This is a genomic window from Coriobacteriia bacterium (assembly GCA_030652115.1).
Taxonomy (GTDB): domain Bacteria; phylum Actinomycetota; class Coriobacteriia; order Anaerosomatales; family Anaerosomataceae; genus UBA6100.
Window position 1 is genome coordinate 25,081 of sequence record JAUSBK010000004.1, and the last position, 24,502, is coordinate 49,582.

A 24,502-nucleotide genomic window follows, 5' to 3' on the forward strand; every position below is an offset into this window, starting at 1 on the left:
CCGATGAGCGACACATCCCCCACGCCGCAGGGTGACCGCATCCGCGTGCTCATCGCTGACGACTCGCTCGTCGCACGCGAGATGCTCAGCCAGATCCTGAAGAGCGATCCGGGCATCGAGGTGGTCGGCACGGCGGTCAACGGCCAGGAGGCCGTGGACATGGTCGCACGGCTGCGTCCCGACCTCATCACCATGGATGTCCACATGCCGAAGATGGACGGTCTCGAGGCCACGGAACGCATCATGGCCTACACGCCCACGCCGATCCTCGTCGTGTCCTCTTCGGTTCACGGTGAGGGCATGGGCCGTGCGTTCGACGCGCTCGCCATCGGGGCGCTCGAGGTCATCAAGAAGCCCGAGCCGCGCGACTGGGCTGCGCTCGAGGCGATCGGTCGCGACATCATCAGGCGGGTGAAGATCCTCGCGCGGGTGCGGGTGATCACTCACATCCGTGGCCGAAGGGCGCCGATTCATCGCACCGAACCGGAGCAGACCAAGGCCTCGGGCAGGCGGGGACGCGTTCAGCTGGTGGCGATCGGCTCGTCGACGGGGGGCCCCTCGGCGCTGTTGAACGTGCTCGGGCGTCTGCGTCCCGATTTCCCGTTGCCGATCGTCATCGCCCAGCACATCGCGGAGGGATTCGTCCCCGGTCTGGCGGCCTGGCTCGATGCGGGGTGCCCTGTGAAGGTCGCGGCGGCCGAGAACGGTAAGCCGGTGAAGCCCGGGGTGGCGTACCTTGCGGCGACCGGCTCGAACATGGAGATCGACGGGTCGATCATGCGCTTCACCAAACCGCTCACCGGGCAGCTGTACATTCCTTCGGCGGACACGCTCTTTGAGTCGGTGGCGCGCTCGTACGGTCCACACGCGCTCGGCGTGCTGCTCACCGGCATGGGGGTGGACGGGGCGCGGGGACTGAAGCAGCTGCACGATCTCGGAGCAACGACGATCTGCCAGGACGAGGCCACGTCCACCGTCTGGGGTATGCCACGGGCCGCGATCGAGATGGGCGCGGCGAGCGCGGTCTTGCCGGTGAACGACATCGCCGCGGAGATCGACCGCGTCACGGTGTCGGTGTAGGCCCGTCGTGCGACCGCTATACTGAGGCGCATGCGAGAGCTCCCCATCGGCATATTCGACTCCGGTCTCGGCGGCCTCACCGTTGCGGGTGAGATCATGCGCGCGCTTCCGGACGAGAGTGTCATCTACTTCGGCGACACGGTGCGCTGTCCGTACGGCCCCCGCGATCCCGCCGAAGTGCGGGAGTTCGTGCTCCAGATCGGGCAGTGGCTCACTGAGCGGCGCGTGAAGCTCATCGTTATCGCCTGCAACACCGCCACCGCCGCCGGACTGCCCCTCGCGCAGTGCGTCTTCGACGTCCCGGTTCTCGGGGTCGTCGAGCCGGGTGCTCGCGCAGCCGTGCAGAGCACCGTCAACCGGCGCGTGGGCGTCATCGGGACCGTCGGCACGGTCGAGTCGGGCGCCTACAGCACCGCGGTCCGTGCGCTGGATGCCGGGGTCACGGTGTTCTCGGTGGCCACGCCACGCTTCGTGGACGTCGTGGAGCAGGGACTGCGGCTCGGCGAAGGCACCATCGAGGACTGGCTCGCCGAGACGGGCGACGTGTACATCCGTCCCTCGTTCTACGAGATGGCGCGCGACTACCTCGACCCGCTCAAGCGCAGCGGCATCGACACCCTGGTGCTCGGCTGCACGCACTTTCCCCTGCTTGCGGCGCCCATCCAGCAGGTCGTGGGACCCAAGGTGCGACTGATCTCCTCGGCCCAGGAGACCGCACGCGAGGTTGCCGAGACACTCGAGGCACGCGGCCACCTTGCCGAGTCCGGCGCGAAGCGGACCGAGACCTTCGCTACCACCGGTGATGCTGAGGAGTTCGCGGGGCTGGGCGCCCGTGTTCTGGGCCGCCGGGTGGCATCTGCCGAGTTCGTGGAACTCGCCGAACTCGAGACGATGGTCACCGGGGAGCTCCGCGAGCGGCAGCGCGCTTTCGAGGAGGAGGGCGCGTGCAGCTAACCGTCCTCGGCAGCGCGGCATCGTATCCGGATGCCGGGCGCGCCTGCTCGGGCCACCTGGTACGGTCGGGCGAGACCTCGGTCCTCCTGGACTGCGGCAACGGCGTGCTGGCGAACCTGGGCAAGGTGATCGATCCAACCCACCTGTCGGCGGTGTTCATCAGTCACGCGCATGTGGACCACTTCGCTGACGTGTACGCGCTGCAGGCGGCGCTCAGGTACGCACCCGCCGGTCCGGTGGCGCCGCTGCCGCTGTACGCGCCATCCGGCGTCTTCGAGCTCATGCAGCGCGCGCTCACGGAACACGGCGCGCACGAATTGGCGGAGGCCTTTGAGGTGCACGAACTGGCTCCGGGCGCCCCCGTGCGCGTTGGGAAGCTTACGGTGACCCCGCATCCGGTCGACCACGTGGGCACGACCTTCGCGCTCGTTGTGGACGAGGGCGATGCTCGGCTGTGCTACACCTCCGACACGCGCGCGGGCGACGCTGTCGCGGCAGCGGCCAGCGGGGCGTTGGTGTTGTTGGCGGATGCGACGCTTCCTCCGGCGTACGCAGGCCGCGCGCCGCACATGACCGCCTTCGAGGCGGCTCTGCTCGCGCAGGAGGCTGGCGCCCGTACGCTCGTGCTCACGCACCTCTGGCCGACCGTGGACCGCGTCGAAGCGGCGGAGCAGGCACGCGAGGCCTTCGGCGGCCGTGTTATCGTGGCCGATGAGATGGATACCCTCGACATCGAGTAGGGAAGGACGCCTTCATGCAGCGTTCCGAAGGCCGGAGTACCGCACAGATGCGGCCCGTCACGATCACCAGGCGCTACCTCAAGCACGCCCATGGGTCGTGCCTGTTCGAACTCGGCGACACGAAAGTGCTCTGCGCCGCGACGTTCTCCGACACGGTCGCCGGCTGGCGGCGGGGAAGCGGGCTGGGCTGGGTGACCGCCGAGTACTCGCTGCTCCCCGCGTCCACGCACACGCGGACACGGCGTGAGGTCGCCTCCGGGGCGCCGAGCGGCCGCACTCACGAGATCCAGCGGCTCATCGGACGCTCGCTGCGCACGGTCATCGACCTCGGCGGGCTCGGCGGCGAGCACACGCTCAACGTGGACTGCGACGTCATCCAGGCCGACGGCGGCACGCGCACGGCCGCGATCACGGGCGCCTTCATCGCCGTGCACGATGCGCTCACCACCTGGCGTGAGGCCGGCAAGATCACCGATCTGCCGGTTCTCGACTACGTTGCAGCCACCTCGGTGGGCATTGTGGATGGCGTGGTATGCCTCGATCTCGACTACCGCGAGGACAGCGTCGCCGAGGTGGACATGAACGTGGTCTGCGACGGCAAGGGCCGCTTCATCGAGGTGCAGGGCACCGGCGAGCGCACACCGTTCGACCGCGACCGCCTGAACGAGCTGGTCGACCTGGCAGCGGGCGGCATCGCACGCCTCGTGGAGATCCAGCGCCGCGTGTTGGCCGACAACGTCGAGGTCTTCAGTGAGCGCGGCTGAGCCCCGGCGTGTCGTGGTGGCCACCGCCAACCGCGGCAAGCTCGAGGAGATCCGCTCGACGCTTCCCTTCGAGGGGTGGGAGTTCGTGACCGCCGCCGACCTCGGCGCCGAGCCGCTCGAGGTCGAGGAGACCGGCACCACCTTCATCGCAAACGCGCGCCTCAAGGCGCACGCGTATCACGAGGCGTTCGGCCTCGCGGCGCTCGCCGATGACAGCGGCCTTGAGGTGGACGTCCTCGGCGGTGCGCCGGGTGTCCACTCGGCGCGGTACGCAGGCAACTGTTGCGGCGCCGGAGACTCGGCGAACAACGCACGCCTGCTGATCGAGCTGGAGGAGGTTCCCAAACCGGAACGCACCGCACGTTTCCGCAGCGTGATGGTGCTGGTGGCCGAGGACGGCACCGAGACGGTCGCCGAGGGCGACTGCGAGGGCGCGATCGGTTTCGAGCCGCGCGGCATCGGCGGGTTCGGCTACGACCCGCTCTTCCTGCCGGTCGCGAGCCCCGGCCGCACGATGGCCGAGCTCACGCTTGCCGAGAAGAACGAGATCAGCCACCGCGGTGCTGCTCTGCGTGCGCTCCGGGCGCAGCTCGGCGGGTAGTCTGCTAGCCACCTCCGGCGGTCTGCTTCGGCGATTTGCCCGCTTTCGCGCTCGCCCCTATACTGGGCGATGCTCTCGAGCACGGGCCTGCGAGGGCTTCGCGAGAGCGAGGTCGGGCCGTAGCGCAGCTTGGTAGCGCATCTGCTTTGGGAGCAGAGGGTCGCAGGTTCGAATCCTGTCGGCCCGACCAGTTTTCGCGGCGGTAGTTCAATTGGTAGAGCATCAGCCTTCCAAGCTGATTGTTGCGGGTTCGAGTCCCGTCCGCCGCTCCAGCGTGACCCTCGGCACGCCCGGTGCGGGCCGATTGACAACATAGGGCGCCGCAGGTACCGTTCTCACTCGGCACTTCGGAGGCGCCGCATATGCGCCCGTAGCTCAGTTGGATAGAGCGGGAGACTTCTAATCTCTAGGTCGGGGGTTCGAATCCCTCCGGGCGTGCCAGCCACCACATGGTGGGTGTAGCTCAGTTGGTTAGAGCGCCGGACTGTGGCTCCGGAGGCCGCGGGTTCAAGTCCCGTTACCCACCCCATGAAACGTGCTCGACGGCCCGCCTCGTGCGGGCCGTCGTGTTATGCACCCGCGACGCTCGGCTACACTCATTGGGGAGTCTTCGCAGCCACAGGCCGAGGAGCCGTACATGCTCTCAGACATCGAGATCGCCCATGCCGCCAGCGTACGACCCGCGCGCGAGGTCGCCGAGGAACTCGGCATCCTGGCCGACGAAGTGGAGCCAAACGGGCGCTACAAGGCGAAGGTGACGCTAAAGGTCCTCGAGCGGCTGGCCGACGCGCCGAACGGCCGGTACGTGCTCGTCACCGCTATCACGCCCACGCCGCTCGGCGAAGGCAAGACGCTCACCACCGTCGGGCTCGGTGAAGCCTTCCGCGCGAGCGGGCACACGGCTGTCGCCTGCATCCGCCAGCCATCGCTTGGGCCGGTCTTCGGCATCAAAGGTGGCGCTGCCGGAGGCGGGTACGCGCAGGTGGTGCCGATGGAGGACATCAACCTGCACCTCACCGGCGACGTGCACGCCATCACCGCTGCTCACAACCTGTGCGCAGCGTTCATCGACAACCACATCTACCACGGCAACGCACTCGGTATCGATCCGCACGCCATCAGCTGGCCGCGGGTGCTCGATATCTCCGACCGCGCGCTGCGCAACGTGGTGATCGGCCTCGGCGGGCGAACCGACGGCAACCCGCGCGAGTCGCACTTTGAGATCACCGTGGCAAGCGAGCTCATGGCGATCCTCGCGCTGGCCGAAGACGTTCAAGACCTCCGTGCGCGAATCGGGCGCATCATCGTCGGCCGGACCTTCGAGGGTGCGCCGGTCACCACCGAGGACCTCAAGGTCGCAGGGTCGATGACCGTGCTCATGAAAGAGACCATCAAGCCGAACCTGATGCAGAACCTCGATGGTGGCGCGGCGTTCGTGCATGCGGGGCCGTTCGCCAACATCGCGCACGGGAACAGCTCGATCGTGGCCGACCGCATCGCGCTCAAGGTCGCCGACTACGTGATCACCGAAGCCGGTTTTGGCGCCGACATGGGCGCGGAGAAGTTCGTGAACATCAAGTGCCGTGCCTCGGGCCTGGAGCCGGACGCGGCGGTGCTCGTGTGCACGGTGCGCGCGCTCAAGGCGCACTCGGGCCGGTTCGAGGTCAAGCCCGGGCGCCCGCTCGACCCGGCGCTGCTAGCTGAGGACCTCGATGCGCTCACGGCCGGTATGCCGAACCTCGTGAAGCAGATCGAGAACGTGCGTTCCTTCGGCATCCCGGTGGTCGTGGCCATCAACACGTTCCCGACCGACACACCCGCCGAGCACGCACTCATCGGCGAAGCGGCTCGGGGGGCTGGAGCGTTCGACGTGGTGACGCATCACATGCACGCCGAGGGCGCGCGCGGCGGGCTTGCACTCGCCGAGGCGGTGGCGCTTGCATGCGAGGTGCCGTCGTCGCTCACGTTCTCTTACCCGAGTGATGCGCCCATCCGGGAGAAGATCGCGTCGATCGCTACGCGGATCTACGGCGCAAGCGGTGTCGACTTCTCCTTTGAAGCATCGAAGGCGATGCAGGCCATCAGCGACGCGGGGCTGTGCGAGCTGCCGGTGTGCATGGCCAAGACGCACCTGTCGCTCAGTCACGACTCGAAGCTCAAGGGCGCGCCGGTTGGATGGCGCCTGCCGGTGCGCGATGTGCGTGTCTCGGCAGGTGCCGGGTTCGTCTACGCGCTCTGCGGCGACATCACCACCATGCCCGGCCTGCCGGGTAAGCCAGCCGGCGAGCACATCGACATCGATGCCGAGGGCAATGTGGTGGGGCTGTCGTAGCCGGCTAGATAGGATTGAGCCGGGACTGTACGGCCGCATGGGAGCGCGCTCGCGCTCGCTCGGGCGGCCATTTGCATTCAGCGCAGCAGCAGGTACAATATGCGAGCGTTCGGGCCGTTAGCTCAGCTGGTAGAGCAGGGGACTCTTAATCCCAAGGTCATAGGTTCGATCCCTATACGGCCCACCATACGTACTCAAGGAGAGCCGGTCCCACGGGGCCGGTTTTCTGCTATCGACCCTGGATTAGCCAGCGGACGAGCCGGACATCACGGTGGTATGGGGAGCTGGCTATGCCGGTCGGTTGCCTTCGTCCGCACCAGGCCGCTGGTCGTTCAGCTGTTCCAGGAAGCCGGAGGCGATGATGCCGGCGGGAAGCGCGAACAGCCCGACGCCCAGGATCGCGATCACCATTCCCAGCACTCGGCCAAAGAACGCCATCGGCGTGACGGTGAACTCGCCCGTCATCATCAGCGTTGACCACCAGATGGCCTCGGGAAGGGTCGCGAACGCTTCGGGTTGGGCCTCGTGCTCGGCGAAGTACATGAGCCCGGACACAAGCGTCAGCAAGATGACTATCAGCAGGAACGATGAGACCAACTCGCCGCGCTTGCGCCAGATGACGTCATCGAGCCGACCGAGACCCTCCGAGTATCGACCGAGTTTGAGTACCCGCAGCAGGCGAACGAGCCTCAAGGTTCTCAGGAATCGCAGGTCGAGTGCGAACAGCGAGAAGTACGACGGGGCTATCGACAGGAGGTCGACAAGGGTGATCGGCCGGATGAGATAGCGAAGCCGTCCCAGCACCGGGTGTGAGTACTTCGGATCGACGGTGCAGGCCCACACCCGCACCGACAGCTCGATCGTGATGACCGCGACGGCGAAGATCTCGAAAGCGATGAGGGGTACGGCGTAGCGCTCGACGATCCACGGCACCGTGTTCAGGGCCACTGAGATCAGGTTGAGCACGATGAGCACGGCGAGGAAGGCGCGTAAGCCGAAGTACTTCTCCTGCCCCTCGTCTGTCTCGAGGGCCTCGTACGCGTTCTTCTGGGCCGTTCGGTAACGGGTGTCTGTGTCCATGAAGGATGTCTTACCCCGCAAGGGGCAGGGAATCCCCACCCGCTCGACTCCTGTGTCGCACAGTTGTGCTGTTTCTAGCGGCGTCGTCGCTTCGACAGATACGATCCGCCGAGTGCGGCGCCAACGGCAAGCGCCGAGCTGGCGGCCGGGATCAGTGTCGTGTTGCACGCGCCGCAGGCCACACACTGGCCCGGGCAGGCCACCCGGACAACAACTGCGGCCGCGCAGAGCGCGCCTGCCGCACCGCCGAACGACAGCAGCTTCACTTTGGAGGGGCGGCTCATCTCATCGCGCCGTAGCGGAAGGACCCGGTCGGGCACCCGCGGACACAGTCCATGCAGGCGTTGCACAGATACTGGTTGACCTTCACGTTGTCGCCCAGGGCAGGTCCGCCCGGCTCATCTGTGCCCTCAGGCGGGGCCTCAGCAGCAGTCACCTCGATCGCACGCACCGGGCACACCTCGGCGCAGGTTGCGCAGCCGGTACATGACGACGGGTCATGGCGCACGCGGGTGAGCCACTTGACCTTGGAGGTGGCGCCCGCAACCAGGCTCATCAGGGCCCCCGAAGGACACAGGAAGAGACACCAGCCGCGCCCGCCCTTTGTGAAGATTCCGAGCACGAAGATCCACAGCACGAGCGTGACGACACCGGTCGTCGCCACGTACAGCCACGAACTCACGTTGCCGGTCAGCGCGCTCACGATGTTCTGCATCCACGTGAAGTTGCAGAAGGAGCAGCAGACGCTCGCGGCGATGAAGGGGACGATCAGGAAGCCCGTGAAGAAGCCATAGCGCACCGCGGTGATCTCGACCGAACCCTTGGGGTCCCACTTGAAGCGGTCAGGAACCAACCGTCCGAGGAACTCGGGGAAAGCCCCGGCGGGGCAGAGCCAGCCACAGAACAGCGGCGCGCCCGCGATTGCGGCAAGCGGCAGGATCACGATCGGAAGGTAGTAGAGGGGATTGCTCTCGAGCGCTCCCCACATCCACGGCTGCGCCATCCAGCCGATCGGCATGCGCAAGCATGCCGTGTGAACGTCAGACACCCATGTGGCGGGCATCGTGCCCGGGAAGACAGCGCCCGCGATCCGGGCGATGAGCGCGAACGGTGCATAGAACAGGATCAGGCCGACGAAGAAGAAGCCGAGGCGCCAGAGACGGTTCCGCTTGACGCCACCCGCACTCGCCTTCGGTGCGTCCAACCCCGCGCTAGCCACAACAGTCACCGCCCTCGCCGATAACTGCGTCGCCTCCCATGAACTTGACCGGAAAGACGGTGAGTCGCTCGCCTGTGTCCGCGTCGATCACCACGATCGCGCCCTCGATGATCACGTCATCGGTGGGCACGGGGCGGGGGAGTGTAACGAACCAGTCCACGGTGACGTCCTCGCCTGGTTCGAGGATGCGACCGATCGAGTGAGTCTCCTCGTCCCAGGTCTTGTCTGTCGACTCCCAGCGGACCGGGTAATTGAACCCTTCGAGTTCGAGCCTGATATGCCGCGGTGTGTCGCCCACGTTGCGCAGCCAATGAGAAGAGAGGTTGAAGACGTTGGGCTGCAGAAGCTTCTTGATCGGGCTGACCTTTTCCACCTGGACTACGAGCTTCCCGTCCGCGCCCAATGCGCCAAGGCCGCCGGTCTCGTCCCCCTCGGCGGGGTAGTTGAGGGCGAAATGCACGGATTCGCCGGTCTGAATGGTCTGCCGGTAGTAGCCGGCCGCGAACACGACTGTCATGGTCGCGATGAACCAGAGGACCTTGTGCGTGCGCTTGGGATCGGCCACGGCGCCCTCCCAATCAGTGTCCCAGTGCCGGCTAGTCCAGCGTAGTCGACCTTCGCTACAACGACGCGGGCCCTACCCGCGTCGTTCAGGGGGGTTTGTGCCCGAAAGCCGCCACTGTCACTCCGCGCAAAGGCCCTCTGCCTGCATGGCCGATCGTCACCCGAGCCGTGGTCGCACAGCATCGAGTCAGGCGTCGGGTGGCTGCCTGCGCCCTCTGCTATCATTGTCGGGCGATTCACCACGCGGGCGTGGCGGAACTGGCAGACGCGCCGGGTTTAGGTCCCGGTGAGGAAACTCGTGGAGGTTCGAGTCCTCTCGCCCGCACCACGATAACGCGTTCCCCGGGCACTGGACGTGCTCGCGATCGTAGTGACATTAGAAGGAGGACCCTTGCAGACCAGCGTTGAACGCCTCGAAGGCGACCGCGTGAAGCTCACGATCACCGTGCCGGCAGCCGAGGTCGACTCGGCCATCGACAAGGCGTATGTGGCCGTCGGCACCAAGCTACGCATCCCCGGCTTTCGCCCCGGCCACGCGCCGCGGCCCGTCATCGACACGCACGTCGGTCGCGACGCCGTTCTTGCCGAGGCCCAGGAGGAGGTCGTCTCCAACTCCTACAGCCGCGCCATCTCGCAGGAGGACATCCTCACCTTCGGCCAGCCCGACGTGGGTGAGCTCGATCTCGTCGAGCCGGGACAGGATTACACGTACACCGCCGAGGTGTCGCTGCGCCCGGAGCTCACCTTGGCGAAGGCCGACGACTTCACGGTGACCGTGCCCGCGCGGACGGCCTCCGACCGCGAGGTAGACGCGCAGATCGAGTCCACCCGCGAGCGGTTCGCCACGCTCGAGGTGGCGGACCAGCCGGTAGGGGGAAATGACTTCGCGCTCATCTCCTTCGTGGGTACCGTGGACGGCGAGGCGTACGAAGGCAACACCGTCGACAAGTACCTCTACGAGCTCGGCCGCGGCATGATGCCGTCCGAGTTTGATGCGGCGCTCGTGGGAACGAAGCCCGGCGCCTCGACGGTCGCCGAGTTCGAGATCCCCGACACGAGCTCGAACGAGGAGTTCGTCGGCAAGCAGGCTCGCTTTGAGATCGAAGTGCACGAGGTGAAGACGAAGGTCCTGCCGGAACTCGATGATGAGTTCGCCGCAAGCGCCGGCGGATTCGACTCGATGGAGGACTACCGTGCGGACGTCCGCAAGGGCCTCGATGAGACGAAAGAAGCGGCGCACATGCGTGAGATCGAGATCGCGGCGGTTCGCGAGCTCGTCGAGCGGCTCGAGGGCGACGTTGCGCAGGAGATGATCGACGGCCGTGCGAACTCGATGCTCGGCGACTTCCTGGAGACGCTCCAGGAGCGCAACGTCTCCATCCAGGACTACCTGCAGATGACCGGGATCACGCCCGACAAGCTTCAGAGCGACCTCAAGGACCAGGCGGCCGTGCGCGTGCGCGAGGAACTGGCGCTTGAAGCCCTGTTCCGCGCCCAGGCCCTGACGGTCAGCGAAAGCGATATGGATGACGCGATCCGCGAGATCGTTAGCGGCGACGAGACCGAAGCGCTGAAGCTTCGGGAGAGCCTGGTCGCCAACGGCGCGCTGCCGATCATGCGCGAGCAGATCATGCACCGCAAGGCGCTGAAGTGGCTGATCGATTCGGTGACCGTCGTGGAGGAGGAGCCGTCATGACCAACGCCCCCAGGGCGCTCGTGCCAATCGTCGTCGAGCAGACGTCGCGAGGCGAGCGCAGCTTCGACATCTTCTCTCGTCTTCTGAACGAGCGCATCGTCTTCCTCGGCACCGAGATCGACGATATCAGCGCGAACCTCGTCATCGCCCAGCTCCTGCACCTCGAGAGCGAGGATCCCGGCAAAGACATCAGCCTGTACATCAACTCGCCGGGCGGCTCAGTCACCTCGGCGCTGGCGATGTACGACACGATCCAGTACATCCGCTCGGATGTCTCGACGATCTGCATCGGCCAGTGCGCTTCGGCTGCGGCCGTGCTGCTCGCATCGGGGGCGGCGGGCAAGCGCTTCGCGCTTCCCAACAGCCGCATCCTCATCCACCAGCCGTGGGGCGGCACGCAGGGTCAGGTGACCGACATCGAGATCCAGGCCAGGGAGATGCTACGCATCCGCGACGCGCTCGATCGCATCATGTCCCAGCACACAGGACAGTCGATAGAGAAGATCCATGTCGACACCGAGCGCGACAACATCATGACGGCCGAGGAGGCGAAGGCGTACGGTATCATCGACGACGTCTTCGAGAAGCGCGCTGCTAAGGAAGGCTGATAGGTGCCGATGGACCGTCACGACGACAACGAGCGGCTCGTCTGCTCCTTCTGCGGCAAGCCGCAGCACCAGGTGCGCAAGCTCGTAGCGGGCCCGAACGTCTACATCTGCGACGAGTGCATCGACCTGTGCTGTGAGATCGTCGACGAGGAAGCGATCGAGCCCACAGCCGAGGCCCCCGCTGGTGACCTGCCCACGCCCAGGGAGATCCTTGCGGCACTGGACGACTACGTCGTCGGGCAAGACCTCGCGAAGAAGACGCTTTCGGTCGCCGTCTACAACCACTACAAGCGCATGCGCTGCGCCGCCGACGAGGCCGAGACGGTCGAGATCGCCAAGAGCAACATCATGCTGCTCGGCCCCACAGGCTGCGGCAAGACGCTGCTTGCGCAGACCCTGGCGCGCATCCTGAAGGTGCCGTTCGCCATCGCGGATGCTACTACGCTGACCGAGGCGGGCTACGTGGGCGAGGATGTCGAGAACATCTTGCTCAAGCTCATCACCGCTGCGGACTTCGACATCCCCCGCGCCGAGGTCGGCATCATCTACATCGATGAGATCGACAAGATAGCGCGCAAGGCCGAGAACCTCTCGATCACCCGCGACGTTTCCGGCGAGGGCGTGCAGCAGGCGCTGCTCAAGATCATCGAGGGCACCGAGGCCTCGGTGCCGCCCCAGGGCGGCCGGAAGCATCCGCAGCAGGAGCTCATCAAGATCGACACCACCAACGTGCTGTTCCTTCTTGGCGGCGCGTTCGTGGGTCTTGAGAAGATCGTCGCGGACCGCATCGGTAAGAAGGGCGTCGGTTTCGGCGCCGAGATCCACGAGGCTGATCAGCACGACACTGGCGTCCTGCTCGCGCAGGTGCTGCCCGAGGACCTTCACAAGTTCGGGCTGATTCCCGAGTTCATCGGGCGCATTCCGGTGACGGCGCACGTCGAGGAGCTCGATGAGGACGAACTGGTCCGGATCCTGACCGAGCCCAAGAACGCGCTCGTGCGGCAGTACCGCCGGCTGTTCGAGATGGAAGGCGTGGATCTCGTGTTCACCCCCGAAGCCCTGCGCGAGGTGGCCACGCAGGCCATCGCGCGTCAGACGGGTGCCCGGGGCCTACGCTCGATCCTCGAGAATCTGCTGCTCGACACCATGTACGAGCTGCCGAGTCGTGAGGACGTGGAGCGCGTGACGATCACCGAGGACGTGGTGCTCGGCACCATGGAGCCCGTGCAAACGCTCCACGGAGCCAAGGACGCGAGCGCATAGCGGTAGGATTGTGACCATGAAAAGGGCCCCGGATCCCGGGGCCCTTCGCGTTTCGTAGGTAGAGCGGACTATGCTTTGCCGATAATCTCGTCGGCACGTTCGACCTGGCTGGGATAGAGGTCCTTGGGAACCGCCTCACGCCCGAGGACACGGAACACCATGTGACGCGCGCACATCGTGTTGCTGCCCTTGCAGTACCGGTCCTTGATGATGTTCGACATCGAAGGCATCTCAGCCATCTGGTCGTTGAAGAACGGACAGGTTGTGAGAAGTTCGCAGTCTGCCATGGTCGTATCAGCCGCCTCTCCGTGCGCGTGCCCTTGTGCCTTCACTCACATTATTGCCCATAACGGCTCGATGCGGTCGCATTCCGTCCGCCTGTCTCCCCAGCGGCGCGCTTGGCCGCGATGAGCGTAAGTGAGCGATTGACCGCTTTGTCGTAGAATCCAGATTCAGCCTTCTGTTCGAGAGGATGTCGCGCAGCCCATGACCCAGATGCCATCGGCATACGAGCCGGACGCCGTTGAGGGACGCATCTTCGGCCTCTGGGCCGAGGGGGGCTACTTCTCCCAGGCTCCGGAGGGGGAGGCGCCGTTCACGGTGGTCATCCCGCCGCCGAACGTCACCGGCTCGCTTCACATGGGCCACGCGCTCAACAACACCATCCAGGACGTGGTGATCCGGCGCTCGCGTATGACCGGGCGCCCCACTCGCTGGGTCATCGGCACCGATCACGCCGGCATCGCCACCCAGAACAAGGTGGAGCAGAAGCTGGCGGCGGAGGGTCTGTCGCGCAATGACGTGGGTCGCGAGCGCTTCATCGAGATGTGCTGGGAGTGGCGCGAGCAGCACGGCAGCATCATCATCGAGCAGCTCAAGCGGATGGGGTGCAGCTGCGACTACGCCGACGAGCACTTCACGATGGATGAAGCGTATCAGCGTGCTGTGCGCAGGGTGTTCGTGGACTGGTTCGATAGCGGGCTCATCTACCGCGGCAAGCGCATCATCAACTGGTGTCCGCGTTGCGCGACCGCGCTTTCGGACATCGAGGTGGAACACGAGGAGCTCGACAGCCACCTCTGGCACATCCGCTACCCGCTCAAGGAGCCGGTGGCCGGACGTGATCATCTGATCGTTGCGACGACCCGGCCCGAGACGATGCTCGGCGACACGTGCGTCGCGGTGCATCCCGACGATGAGCGCTACACGGGTCTTGTCGGCGCCACCGTCGTATTGCCACTGCTCGGTCGCGAGATCCCGATCGTTGCGGATGCGTACGTCGATCCGTCGTTCGGCACGGGCGCAGTGAAGGTGACCCCCGCCCATGACCCGAACGACTTCGACATCGCCGAACGGCATGGGATCGAGAAGATCAACGTCCTCAACGCGGATGCGACGATCACTGCCGAGGGTGGCCCCTACGAGGGCCTCGACCGCTACGAGGCTCGCACGCGCATCGTTGCCGATCTTGAGGCAGCAGGGCTGCTCGTCGGCATCGACGATCACGTCCACGCGGTCGGACACTGTTATCGCTGTCACACCGTGGTGGAGCCGTGGCTTTCGGACCAGTGGTTCGTGGACATGAAACCGCTCGCGGCTCCCGCGATCGAGGTTGTGCGAAGCGAGCGGGTGATCTTCCACCCCCGGCGGTGGGAGAACGTCTACTACCACTGGATGGAGAACATCCGCGACTGGTGCATCAGCCGTCAGCTCTGGTGGGGCCACCGCATCCCCGTGTACTACTGCGATGCATGCGGACTCACCAAAGCGAGCATGGAGGATCTCGGGAAGTGCCCGGAATGCGGGTCGCCCGTGCGCCAGGACGAGGACGTGCTGGACACATGGTTCTCGTCGCAGCTCTGGCCGTTCGCGACCCTCGGTTGGCCGGACGAGACGCCCGAGCTCGACTTCTTCTATCCCACGACCGTGCTCTCAACGGCCCGCGACATCCTCTTCCTGTGGGTCGCGCGCATGATCATGAGCGGTCTGTACTTCGTCGGCGACGTCCCGTACAAAGACGTCATCATCCACCCGACCGTATTCAACGCCGAAGGCAAGCGGATGAGTAAGTCGCTCGGCACGGGCGTGGATCCGCTCGACCTCATGGCCCACTACGGCGCCGACGGCATGCGCTTCGGCCTCATGCTGCAGGTCACCGGCAACCAGGACATCAAGTTCGCCGAGGACAAGCTGGCCTCGAGCCGCAACTTCGCGAACAAGATCTGGAACGCGAGCCGCTTCGTGCTGATGAACCTTGGCGAGGACTTCGTGCCCGGGCAGCCGGTTGTCGAATCGGTGGCCGACGCGTGGATACTCTCGCGTCTGGCGGATCTCTCGGCACGCGTGGACGAGGGGCTGCTCGCCTACGAGTTCGGCGAGACCGCACGCGCGCTGTACGAGTTCTTCTGGAACGAGTTCTGCGATTGGTACATCGAGCTCGCAAAGCCACGCCTTGCCGCAGGTGGCGATGCCCGGCAGACGGTGCTTCGCAATCTCGTATTCGTGCTCGATCACGCGCTCAGGCTCCTGCATCCGATGATGCCGTTCGTGACCGAGGAGATCTGGGGCCGTTTGCCGCTTGCCGAAGCGGACCGCACCGCAGCGCTCATGATCGCCGCATGGCCCGATCCGGTCGTGCTCGCGGAGTACCGCGACGAAGACGCCGAACGCTCGATCGGCAGGCTGGTGGAGCTTGTGGTGGGCGTCCGCGCCGTTCGCGCCCGCTACGGCATCTCGCCGAAGCAGGGGTTGCGGGTCGAGTTCAAGACCGCCGGCGACGCGGACAACACCTGGGTGCAGGAGGAGTTCGGGCACATGAAGTCGCTCGCCGGGGTCACCGACTTCAGCGCGGGTGTGGACGCGGTCAAGCCGCCGCATTCGGCGGTCTTCGTGGCGGGCGATATGACCGTGTTCGTGCCGCTCGAAGGACTCGTGGACTTCGCCGCAGAGCGCGCGCGCATCGCGGCAGAACTCGCCAGGGCCGAAGAGGACCTCGGCCGGCTCACGAAGAAGCTCTCCAACGAGGGGTTCCTCGCCAAGGCGGCGCCGGAGATCATCGAGAAGGACCGCGCGAAGGCAGGGGAGCTCTCCGCGACGATCACCAAGCTGACCGGCCAGCTCGCGGAGCTTGCTGACTGAGATGACTGCCGGCGAACTCACGTACGAGCAGGCGATCGCCCGGCTGGGTGAGGCGCTGAAGTTCGGCATCAACCCGTCCCTTGAGGGCATCCGGTCTCTCACGCGGGCCCTCGGCATGCCGCAGACGTCGTTTCGCTGCATCCAGGTGACCGGAACGAACGGCAAGACGTCGGTGGTTCGCATGATCGGGGCCGCTCTCGCGGCCATGGGCCACACGTCCGGGGCCTACACGAGCCCCCACCTCATCTCCTACACCGAGCGCTTCGAGATCGACGGGGTGTCGGTGACCGAGGACGCACTGGCGCGCGCCCTCAGCGAGGTCTTCACCGCAGCCGGGTCGCTCGAGAGGGAGTTCACCGAGTTCGAGCTTCTCACCGCCGCCGCGTTCATCCTGTTCAAGGCCCATCGCGTGGAATGGGCCGTGCTCGAAGTGGGAATGGGCGGCCGGTGGGACGCGACGAGCGTGGTGGATCCCCAGGTAGCCGTGATCACCGGCGTGGGACTCGACCACACCGATCGCCTCGGAGCTACGCGCGAGGAGATCGCCGTTGACAAGTCGTACATCATCAAGCGGGGTTCTCTCGCGATCATCGGGCCTGGTTGCGAGGGCGTGGACCACATCTTCGAGAACCGGGCGATTCAGATGGCGAGCCCCTATGTGATGCGGGTCGGCGTCGGGCCGAATCCCGACGTGACCTGGCAGATCGTGCGACGGCCCAGGACTCCCGGGGGCACGCTCACGGTCGACGTGAGCGTGCATGGGGTTCAAACCCGCCGCGCGACCTTGCGCGCGCCCTCGTACCAGGCTCCCAATGTCGCCACTGCGATGGCAGCTGTGGGAGGCGCGCTTTGGGATGTTGGGCCCGACGACGCAGCCGAGAAGTTGTCGAAGGTTCTTCGCTTCCCCGGCCGCTTCGAGCTCCTGCGCGATGACCCGCCGCTGGTCATCGACGGCGCGCACAACCCGCAGGCTGCCGAGATGCTTGCCACGGCGATACGGGAGGCGTTCGGCGAGAAGCTGCCGGTCGTGCTGCTTGCGATCTTCTCGGACAAAGACGCCGAGGGCATCATTCGTGCGCTCACCCCGGTGGCGCACGCGTTCGTCGTGACCGAGAACGGATCCCCGCGCTGCATGGAGGCCGGGGCGCTTGCAGCGATCGTCGAGGCTGTGACCGGCGTGGCACCGGTGGTCGAGCCCGCGCTCGAGGCGGCGCTGCTTGCTGCCGGGATATCGGGGCGGGGCGTTGTGGCCACGGGCAGTCTCTACACCGCCGGTGCGGTGCGTGCTCTCTTCGTGCGCTAGGTGTACCCGGGCCCGGTTCTGCTAGAATCCCGGTAGCCTCCGCGTTCGTCATCAGACCGGGGGTCGCACTCGGAGCGCGCACACACACCCGGAGGGGGACGGCATGGACGATCTGTTCGGCGAGATTCTCGACCCGATCATCAACAGTGCGGCGGTCAAGCTCGCCAGCAACCTATGCCTGCTCTTCTTCGTGGTCTTCTCGGTGGCTCTCATCTTCTGGACGTGGCGCGACTCCGAGCGGCGCGGTGCGATGCCGTGGTTCTGGGCGCTTGTGGTGCTGCTCTTCAACGTCTTAGGCTGGATGATCTACATGGTCGTCCGTCCGCCCGAATATGCCGAGGATGCACGGGAGCGCGAGCTTGAGATCCGCGCCCGGGAGGCTGAGCTCCAGCGTGAAGCGGCAACGTGTCCCGCATGCTTCAAGCCGATAGAGCCCGACTTCCTCATCTGTCCGTCGTGCATGAAGAAGCTCCGCAAGGAGTGCATCAGCTGCACCAAGCCGCTGAAGCTCGACTGGCAGGTCTGCCCGTACTGCAAGACGAAGCAGTAGCCTGACTGCCCGCGCGAGCGGGCCGCACGCTCCTGCGAAAGGACATGCATCATGCCCGAGATCTCCGTCACGCTGCCGGACGGCAGCGCGCTTGGCGTCCCCGAAGGTGCGACCGTGCTCGACGTTGCCGAGAAGATCGGCTCGCGTCTCGCGGCGGCGGCACTCGCCGGCCGCATCGACGGTCGAATGGTGGACATGCGAGCTACGGTGATCGACGGCGCGCGGATCGAGATCATCACCGAGCGCAGCGGCGAGGCCCTCGAGCTGCTGCGTCACTCGGCGGCGCACGTCATGGCCGAGGCGATCAAGCAGCTCTTCCCGCTCGCGAAGTTCGGCATCGGGCCGGCGGTCGAGGACGGCTTCTACTACGACATCGAGATCGACCGCACGTTCACGCCCGAGGACCTCGGCGCGATCGAGGACCGCATGAGTGCGATCGTGGCCGAGGAGCAGCCGTTCGAGCGCACGGTGCTCGACAAGCTCGAGGCCGAGCGCGTCTTCGACGGCCAGCCGTACAAGCTCGAGCTGATCGCAGATCTCCCGGACGCCGAGGAGCTCTCGGCGTACACCTCGGGCATCTTCACCGACCTGTGCCGCGGCCCGCACGTTCCGCACACGGGGTGGATCAAGGCGTTCAAGCTGATGAAGGTCGCCGGCGCCTACTGGCGCGGCGACTCGACACGCCCGATGCTGCAGCGCATCTACGGCACCGCGTGGTTCTCCGAGAAGGACCTCGCGGCGTACCTGACGCGCCTCGAGGAGGCCGAGAAGCGCGATCACCGCAAGCTCGGCAAGGAGCTCGACTTGTTCCACTTCGACGAACTCGCGGGTAGCGGCCTGGTGCTCTACCACCCGAAGGGCGCCCGCGTGCTCCACGAGCTCATCGAGTGGCTCTCCGCCGACCTGTACGAACGCGGCTACGAGGAGATCCGCACGCCGCACATCTACAAGGCCGACGTGTGGAAGACGAGCGGTCACTGGGACTACTACCAGGAGAACATGTACCCCTTCCAGATCGACGAGGGGGAGGGCAAGGAGCCGACCGACTACGCAGTCAAGCCGATGAACTGCCCCGGTGCGCTCTTGGTCTACCGTGCCGATGTGCGCTCGTACCGCGATCTGCCGATGCGTCTCTTCGAGTTCGGCACGGTCTACCGCCACGAGAAGAGCGGCGTGGTGCACGGCCTCATGCGCGCCCGTGGGTTCACCCAGGACGATGCGCATATCTTCTGCACCGGCGAGCAGATCGTGCCTGAGGTCAAGGCGATGCTCGACATCGTGAAGTTCATCATGGACACCTTCGGCTTCGAGTACACAGCCGAGGTCTCGACCAAGCCCGAGAAGTCGGTGGGCAGCGACGCGGACTGGGAGCTGGCGACCAAGGCGCTCATGACCGCGCTCGAGGAATGGGGGCTGTCGTACCAGATCAACGAGGGCGACGGCGCCTTCTACGGGCCCAAGATCGACATCAAGGTGAAGGACGCCATCGGCCGCATCTGGCAGCTCTCGACGATCCAGGTGGACTTCAACAACCCGGAGCGTTTCGACATCACCTACCGCACCGCCGAGAACACCGAGGAGCGGCCGTTCATGCTGCACCGGGCCATCTTCGGCTCGATGGAGCGCTTCTTCGGCATCCTCATCGAGCATACTGCCGGCGCGTTCCCCACGTGGCTTGCGCCGGTGCAGGCCGTGATCATTCCGATCGCCGATCGGCACCTCGAGCACTGCGACGCGGTGCGCGTGCGGCTCAACAAGGCCGGAGTACGTGCCGAGGTGTATGCCGACAACGATCCCATGCGCGTGAAGATCGCCAAGGCGCAGCAGCAGAAGGTTCCGTACATGCTCGTGGTGGGGGACAAGGAAATCGAGTCCGACACCGTGGGCGTGCGCGAGCGGCTTGCGGGCGACATCGGCGCGATGGGCGTAGACGAGTTCGCAGTGAGAGTACGCGCCGAGCGGCCGTAGGGCACACCACCAGTCGTGAGGGGGCGTCATGAGCGACGAACTCGCGGGACGTACGCTGGCCGACTACCTTGCCACGCACGAGCGATTGCCGCTCGGTGAGGGCCTCGCGCTGCTCGACGCGCTGCTACAGCGGGTGGGCGAAATGCACCGGTCGAATACCGCGGACGGCGCGCTTCACCCGGGCCGTGTCTTTGTTACCGGCCCCGGCAAGGTCGAGATCATACCGGCGCCGGAGGCCGCGGAATACGCCGAGGCGCAGGCGTATCTCTCGCCGCAGCAGCTGGACGGCAAGCCAGCCGACGTGCGCGCAGACGTCTACGCACTCGGCGTGCTCGCGTTCCGGACGCTGATGGGCGTGCTGCCGTATTCGGCGGGCGAGGACCCGGTCGACCCGCACGACTACCTGCCCAACCTCACCGATCGCGTGCGCCGGACGCTCACGATCGCTGTGCAGACGAACCTCACGGATCGGTTCGGAGATGCGCTCACGTTCCGCGCCGCACTGCGCGGGGAGTCGGACCTGGCGCTCGCGAGCCCGACGCTCCGGTGGGCGGTCGCCGAAGGCATCCCCGAAGGCGACACGGGTGCCGCCGAGGAGTTCGCAGGTGAGGTACCAGCTGAGGAGGACCCGGGCACCGAGGGGTGAGCCGACCACGCGGCTGGACACGCTCACGACCGGTCGCTATAGTGAGCGGGCTTACAAACCGCATAGAGATGAAGTGGGACCCCGCCCCTCGGGGTCGAGCATAGGTCCCCACCTGCCGGCGCACAGCAGTGCAGCTGTCTGGTCAGATGAAGTGAGCGGGCGCAGATGCGTCCCGCCCGCTCAGACGTCCCGACGGCCGAGTGCGCCGCGGGACGTTTCTTGATTGAAGGGGCCATTTTGGGGCCCCCGTTCACCGGAGGTGACGCTATCAGCACGACAGAGCCCAGGCTCAACGACCGGATCAGGGTACCGCGCTGCCGTCTGATCGGCGAAGACGGAGAGCAGCTCGGCATCTTCATGATGGAGGATGCGCTCAGAATGGCCGATGAGGCCGCGCTCGATCTCGTGGAGATCGCGCCGAGTGCAGACCCGCCGGTCTGCAAGATCATGGACTACGGCAAGTACAAGTACGAACTGGAGCAGAAGGCCAAGAAGGCTCGCAAGAACCAGACGCGGGTCGAGATCAAAGAAATCAAGTTCCGCCCCAAGATCGACATCCACGACTACGAGACCAAGAAGAAGCACGTCGTGCGCTTCCTGGAGGCCGGTGCGAAGGTCAAGGTCACGATCATGTTCCGCGGTCGTGAGATGGTTCACGCGGAGCGCGGGCTCGCGATCCTCGAGAAGCTGGAGAGCGAGATCGCGGAACTCGCCTTCGTTGAGAGCAAGCCGAAGCTTGAAGGTCGCAACATGTTCATGCTCGTGGCGCCGACCAAGAAGGATATCGTGAAGCCGAAGTCGGCCAAGGACGAGACCGCTGACGCGGACGACGCAGTCACCGAAGCGCCGGACGCTGAGGAATAGGAGAGACGCATGCCCAAGATGAGGACCCACAAGGGTACCGCGAAGCGCTTCAAGCTCACGGGTACCGGCAAGATCAAGCGGGCGAAGGCCTTCAAGAGCCACATCCTCGAGAAGAAGAGCCCCAAGCGTAAGCGCAACTTCCGTCACGACGGACTTGTGCACAAGGCGGATACAGACGTCATCAAGAAGCAGCTGGGCATCGGCTAATCCGACGCTCGCATATTCCTTCAAGGAGTGATCGAAGATGCCCAGGGTGAAGCGTGCAGTCACCGCAAAGAAGAAGCGTCGTACCGTTCTCGAGCAGGCCAAGGGTTACTACGGTGACCGCAGCCGCCGGTACAAGAGCGCCAAGGAGCAGGTGCAGCACTCGCTGCAGTATCAGTACCGCGATCGTCGGAACAAGAAGCGCGAGATCCGCCGCCTGTGGATCACCCGCATCAACGCCGCGGCCCGCATCAACGGCCTGTCCTACTCGGTGTTTATGAACGGCCTCAAGAAGGCCGAGGTCACGCTCGACCGCAAGGTGCTGTCGGATATGGCCGTGAACGATCCGGCCGGGTTCGCCAAGCTCGCCGAGGTCGCGAAGGCCGCGCAGAGCGCCTAGACACGCGCAAGATCGGTACGCGATCGAAGGCCCCGCCCATGCGGGGCCTTCGTGCGTCCCCAGGCTACGCACCGCATCGTCCAACGCCGGTCGGCGATACGTTGACCTCGCGCTTACGTCTCGCTTCGTTCAGGCTCCGGTCCTCCCTCCATCATGTGGTCTGCGGGGCCCCGCGCCATGTCGGACACAGCCGCTCCCCTCGGCGGCCACTTATGAGGAGGAGAGATGAAGCGAGTACTGATCTATGCGGCGATCGTCGCAGCCATGCTGTCGATGGGCGGCGCGCGCGCCTACTTCACGGCGCAGACCGAGGTGAAGGACAGCGTGATCACCGCAGGCATGGTCGCGATCTCGGCCGAGCCTACGTCCGCGCCGCTCACGATCGACGCGCTGGCGCCGGGCGAGACCGTGAGCCGGACGATCGAGGTGCGGAACACCGGATCGCTCGGTTTCGACGCGGTCACCAGCGCCGCCAAGAAGGCAGGCATCACCGACTTCTGGAACGCGCTGCAGTGCCGGGTCACGTGCGCCGGCAGCGAGCTCTACAACGGTCCGCTGTCAGCCATGCGCACGGCGCCGGTGCGCGTCGGTGCGGGCGGCAGTGCCACACTCACGTATGCGATCACGCTGCCTGCCGACGCAGGGAACGACCTGCAGGGCGACTACGTGAAGGCATCGGTCTACATCGATGCCGAGCAGACGCACTGAGGGCCGTCACGCCGGTCTGCGGCGATGCACTGAGGCGCTGCTTGCGGCGACGCTGATCGCGCTTGGTTGGACGCACGGTATCCTGTATGTCGAGGGGGGCTCGATGGAGCCTGCGCTGTATCCGGGCGACCTGATCGTCTACCGGAAGGGAGCCGACACGCCGAACAACGGCGATCTGGTGGTGTTCGAGCATCGGGAATCCCTGGTCGTGCATCGCGTTGCGGCGCTTCTGCGCGACGGAACGCTCAAGACGCGTGGTGATGCGAACGAGTCGGTGGATAGTGAGCCGGTGGCGGCGGGTGATGTGCGAGGCGAGGTGCTCCTGATCCTTCCGGCAGGGCGCGCCGTCCATGCGTTGGCCGCTCGGTGTGACTGATGCTAGACTGTCGTACCAATCGCACAACAGGCGATAACGGAGAAGACGCGGCGCGAGAATGCCGGCTCGCCAGGGAGGGGCCTCCCGACTGCAAGGGCCCCGGGGCGGCAGCACCGCGGTTCACTCCATCAGCTGCGAACTGAACGGTCCTGTGGGCCCAGTAGGCAAGCCGGAGCCCCCGTTACCGGGCAGCCGGGGTAAAGACCCGGTCCCGCAGCGCGTGGGACAGGCGGTGCGGAGACGAGCGGGTCGGCGATGAGCCGGTCAAGCAAGGTGGTACCGCGGGAGTCGTTCCCGTCCTTGTGAGTGAGGACGGAACGGCTCCCTTTCTCGTGAATGGAGAAGTGAGACGCATGACGATCACCGACGATTTGCGAACGCTCGAGGCCGAGGCGCTCGACGCGGTCGAACAAGCTGCTGCTCCCGAGCAGCTCGAAGCCGTTCGCATCGCCTACCTCGGCAAGAAGGGCTCTCTCACCGCGGTGCTGCGCGGTCTCGGCGCTCTGTCGGCCGAGGAGCGTCCGGCGGTGGGCAAGGTGTCAAACGAGGTCCGGCAGGCCCTCGAAGAGGCGCTCGAGTCCAAGAGGGCTGCGCTGGAGGGCGTGGGCCGGGCAGCGCGCATCGCTGCCGAGGCCGTGGATGTGACTCTTCCGGGTCGCCATCACCCGGTTGGCCGCCAGCACGTGATCGGGCAGATCGTGGATGAGATCGTGGACATCTTCTCGGGGCTCGGCTATCAGGTCGCCGAAGGTCCGGAGGTCGAACTCGACTACTACAACTTCACGGCCCTCAACCACCCGCCGGACCACCCGGCGCGCGCGCTGCAGGACACCTTCTACGTGAAGGACCTCTCCGGCGATAGTGCTGTCGTCGAAGGCGAGAGCGACGTGCTCCTCCGTACGCACACGAGCCCGACGCAGGTGCATATCATGGAGTCGCAGAAGCCACCGATCTACGTGCTTGCCCCCGGCAAGGTGTATCGCCGCGATGTGGCCGACCCCAGCCATCTGCCGCAGTTCACCCAGGTGGAGGGTCTTGTCGTCGACGAGGGGATCACCCTCGGCGACCTTAAGGGCACGCTCGAGCACTTCGTGCATCAGATGTTCGGTCCGGACCGTCGCGTCCGTTTGCGGCCGCACTTCTTCCCGTTCACGGAGCCTTCCGCCGAAGTGGACGTCTCGTGCGGGATCTGCGGCGGTTCGGGGTGCCGGACCTGCAGTGGCGAAGGCTGGCTGGAGATCCTCGGCTGCGGCATGGTCGACCCCAACGTCTTCGGCTACGTGGGCATCGATCCGGAGCGGTACACGGGCTTCGCGTTCGGCATGGGTGCCGAGCGGATCGCCATGCTCAAGTACGGCGTGCCGGACCTCCGCCTGTTCGTCGAAGGCGACACGCGCTTTCTCCACCAGTTCTAGCGGCACCGCCCGCTCCGTTTGCACGCCGG

25 protein-coding genes and 6 tRNA genes are annotated in these 24,502 nt (G+C 65.9%); 26 read left to right on the plus strand and 5 right to left on the minus strand.

Annotated features, from left to right (window positions below; translation table 11 throughout):
• The first annotated feature begins 3 nt into the window (after positions 1-3).
• From cheB to Q7W51_03785, 11 genes are all read left to right on the plus strand, one after another.
• Complete coding sequence (gene cheB / locus Q7W51_03735; GenBank protein MDO8847485.1) at positions 4-1,080, plus strand: chemotaxis-specific protein-glutamate methyltransferase CheB; 1,077 nt, start codon at positions 4-6, stop codon at positions 1,078-1,080.
• Between the two features lie 30 nt (positions 1,081-1,110).
• On the plus strand, positions 1,111-2,034 hold the full coding sequence (gene murI, locus Q7W51_03740) for a glutamate racemase (protein MDO8847486.1): 924 nt from the start codon (positions 1,111-1,113) through the stop codon (positions 2,032-2,034).
• A complete protein-coding gene (locus Q7W51_03745; protein MDO8847487.1) occupies positions 2,025-2,774 on the plus strand; it encodes an MBL fold metallo-hydrolase in 750 nt (249 codons plus the stop codon). Before murI ends, Q7W51_03745 begins: the two co-directional genes overlap by 10 nt.
• 14 nt (positions 2,775-2,788) lie before the next feature.
• Positions 2,789-3,538, plus strand: a complete 750-nt coding sequence (gene rph / locus Q7W51_03750; protein MDO8847488.1) for a ribonuclease PH — start codon at positions 2,789-2,791, stop codon at positions 3,536-3,538.
• Positions 3,525-4,139, plus strand: coding sequence for an RdgB/HAM1 family non-canonical purine NTP pyrophosphatase (gene rdgB / locus Q7W51_03755; GenBank protein MDO8847489.1), 615 nt, complete (start codon positions 3,525-3,527; stop codon positions 4,137-4,139). Before rph ends, rdgB begins: the two co-directional genes overlap by 14 nt.
• Before the next feature lie 113 nt (positions 4,140-4,252).
• Positions 4,253-4,329 (plus strand) — tRNA-Pro (locus Q7W51_03760).
• A 6-nt stretch (positions 4,330-4,335) separates the two neighbouring features.
• Positions 4,336-4,411 (plus strand) — tRNA-Gly (locus Q7W51_03765).
• Between the two features lie 92 nt (positions 4,412-4,503).
• A tRNA-Arg gene (locus Q7W51_03770) sits at positions 4,504-4,580 on the plus strand.
• Between the two features lie 11 nt (positions 4,581-4,591).
• A tRNA-His gene (locus tag Q7W51_03775) sits at positions 4,592-4,668 on the plus strand.
• A 108-nt stretch (positions 4,669-4,776) separates the two neighbouring features.
• Entirely contained in the window at positions 4,777-6,471 is a 1,695-nt protein-coding gene (locus Q7W51_03780) for a formate--tetrahydrofolate ligase (GenBank protein ID MDO8847490.1), read from the plus strand.
• 111 nt (positions 6,472-6,582) lie between these two features.
• Positions 6,583-6,658, plus strand: a tRNA-Lys gene (locus Q7W51_03785).
• Between the two features lie 101 nt (positions 6,659-6,759).
• Here the strand turns inward: Q7W51_03785 and Q7W51_03790 are convergent.
• From Q7W51_03790 to Q7W51_03805, 4 genes are all read right to left on the minus strand, one after another.
• Positions 6,760-7,551 (minus strand): ion transporter, encoded by a 792-nt coding sequence (locus Q7W51_03790; protein MDO8847491.1) that lies wholly within the window; start codon positions 7,549-7,551, stop codon positions 6,760-6,762.
• A 74-nt stretch (positions 7,552-7,625) separates the two neighbouring features.
• A complete protein-coding gene (locus Q7W51_03795; GenBank protein MDO8847492.1) occupies positions 7,626-7,835 on the minus strand; it encodes a hypothetical protein in 210 nt (69 codons plus the stop codon).
• Positions 7,832-8,779 (minus strand): 4Fe-4S binding protein, encoded by a 948-nt coding sequence (locus tag Q7W51_03800; GenBank protein MDO8847493.1) that lies wholly within the window; start codon positions 8,777-8,779, stop codon positions 7,832-7,834. Before Q7W51_03800 ends, Q7W51_03795 begins: the two co-directional genes overlap by 4 nt.
• The gene (locus Q7W51_03805) at positions 8,763-9,335 is read right to left on the minus strand and encodes a hypothetical protein (GenBank protein MDO8847494.1); all 573 of its coding nucleotides are present in this window, start codon (positions 9,333-9,335) and stop codon (positions 8,763-8,765) included. Before Q7W51_03805 ends, Q7W51_03800 begins: the two co-directional genes overlap by 17 nt.
• A gap of 242 nt (positions 9,336-9,577) precedes the next feature.
• On the opposite strand from Q7W51_03805, the gene Q7W51_03810 reads away from it, so the two are divergent.
• From Q7W51_03810 to clpX, 4 genes are all read left to right on the plus strand, one after another.
• A tRNA-Leu gene (locus Q7W51_03810) sits at positions 9,578-9,662 on the plus strand.
• A gap of 63 nt (positions 9,663-9,725) precedes the next feature.
• Positions 9,726-11,030 carry a trigger factor gene (tig, locus tag Q7W51_03815; GenBank protein ID MDO8847495.1) on the plus strand — a complete coding sequence of 435 codons (1,305 nt, stop codon included), beginning with the start codon at positions 9,726-9,728 and terminating at the stop codon, positions 11,028-11,030.
• Positions 11,027-11,638: an ATP-dependent Clp protease proteolytic subunit gene (locus tag Q7W51_03820; GenBank protein MDO8847496.1), complete on the plus strand. Its 612-nt coding sequence runs from the start codon at positions 11,027-11,029 to the stop codon at positions 11,636-11,638. The genes tig and Q7W51_03820 overlap by 4 nt, the downstream gene beginning before the upstream one ends.
• Before the next feature lie 9 nt (positions 11,639-11,647).
• A complete protein-coding gene (clpX, locus tag Q7W51_03825; GenBank protein ID MDO8847497.1) occupies positions 11,648-12,901 on the plus strand; it encodes an ATP-dependent Clp protease ATP-binding subunit ClpX in 1,254 nt (417 codons plus the stop codon).
• Between the two features lie 68 nt (positions 12,902-12,969).
• Here clpX and Q7W51_03830 read toward each other — a convergent pair whose 3' ends face one another.
• Positions 12,970-13,188, minus strand: coding sequence for a hypothetical protein (locus Q7W51_03830; GenBank protein MDO8847498.1), 219 nt, complete (start codon positions 13,186-13,188; stop codon positions 12,970-12,972).
• A 199-nt stretch (positions 13,189-13,387) separates the two neighbouring features.
• On the opposite strand from Q7W51_03830, the gene Q7W51_03835 reads away from it, so the two are divergent.
• The 11 genes from Q7W51_03835 to pheS all read left to right on the plus strand — a co-directional run bounded on the left by Q7W51_03835 (position 13,388) and on the right by pheS (position 24,473).
• Complete coding sequence (locus Q7W51_03835; GenBank protein MDO8847499.1) at positions 13,388-16,039, plus strand: valine--tRNA ligase; 2,652 nt, start codon at positions 13,388-13,390, stop codon at positions 16,037-16,039.
• A 1-nt stretch (position 16,040) separates the two neighbouring features.
• The gene (locus tag Q7W51_03840) at positions 16,041-17,342 is read left to right on the plus strand and encodes a Mur ligase family protein (protein MDO8847500.1); all 1,302 of its coding nucleotides are present in this window, start codon (positions 16,041-16,043) and stop codon (positions 17,340-17,342) included.
• Positions 17,343-17,445: 103 nt separating this feature from the next.
• A complete protein-coding gene (locus Q7W51_03845; protein ID MDO8847501.1) occupies positions 17,446-17,892 on the plus strand; it encodes a zinc ribbon domain-containing protein in 447 nt (148 codons plus the stop codon).
• A 51-nt stretch (positions 17,893-17,943) separates the two neighbouring features.
• Positions 17,944-19,860: a threonine--tRNA ligase gene (gene thrS / locus Q7W51_03850; protein MDO8847502.1), complete on the plus strand. Its 1,917-nt coding sequence runs from the start codon at positions 17,944-17,946 to the stop codon at positions 19,858-19,860.
• 28 nt (positions 19,861-19,888) lie between these two features.
• Complete coding sequence (locus tag Q7W51_03855; protein MDO8847503.1) at positions 19,889-20,506, plus strand: hypothetical protein; 618 nt, start codon at positions 19,889-19,891, stop codon at positions 20,504-20,506.
• Positions 20,507-20,743: 237 nt separating this feature from the next.
• Complete coding sequence (gene infC / locus Q7W51_03860; protein MDO8847504.1) at positions 20,744-21,370, plus strand: translation initiation factor IF-3; 627 nt, start codon at positions 20,744-20,746, stop codon at positions 21,368-21,370.
• Between the two features lie 9 nt (positions 21,371-21,379).
• The gene (gene rpmI / locus Q7W51_03865) at positions 21,380-21,577 is read left to right on the plus strand and encodes a 50S ribosomal protein L35 (GenBank protein MDO8847505.1); all 198 of its coding nucleotides are present in this window, start codon (positions 21,380-21,382) and stop codon (positions 21,575-21,577) included.
• Between the two features lie 37 nt (positions 21,578-21,614).
• The gene (rplT, locus tag Q7W51_03870; GenBank protein MDO8847506.1) at positions 21,615-21,974 is read left to right on the plus strand and encodes a 50S ribosomal protein L20; all 360 of its coding nucleotides are present in this window, start codon (positions 21,615-21,617) and stop codon (positions 21,972-21,974) included.
• Positions 21,975-22,199: 225 nt separating this feature from the next.
• On the plus strand, positions 22,200-22,682 hold the full coding sequence (locus Q7W51_03875) for a TasA family protein (GenBank protein MDO8847507.1): 483 nt from the start codon (positions 22,200-22,202) through the stop codon (positions 22,680-22,682).
• Positions 22,663-23,058: a signal peptidase I gene (locus Q7W51_03880; protein ID MDO8847508.1), complete on the plus strand. Its 396-nt coding sequence runs from the start codon at positions 22,663-22,665 to the stop codon at positions 23,056-23,058. The genes Q7W51_03875 and Q7W51_03880 overlap by 20 nt, the downstream gene beginning before the upstream one ends.
• 353 nt (positions 23,059-23,411) lie before the next feature.
• Complete coding sequence (pheS, locus tag Q7W51_03885) at positions 23,412-24,473, plus strand: phenylalanine--tRNA ligase subunit alpha (GenBank protein ID MDO8847509.1); 1,062 nt, start codon at positions 23,412-23,414, stop codon at positions 24,471-24,473.
• Positions 24,474-24,502 lie beyond the last annotated feature (29 nt).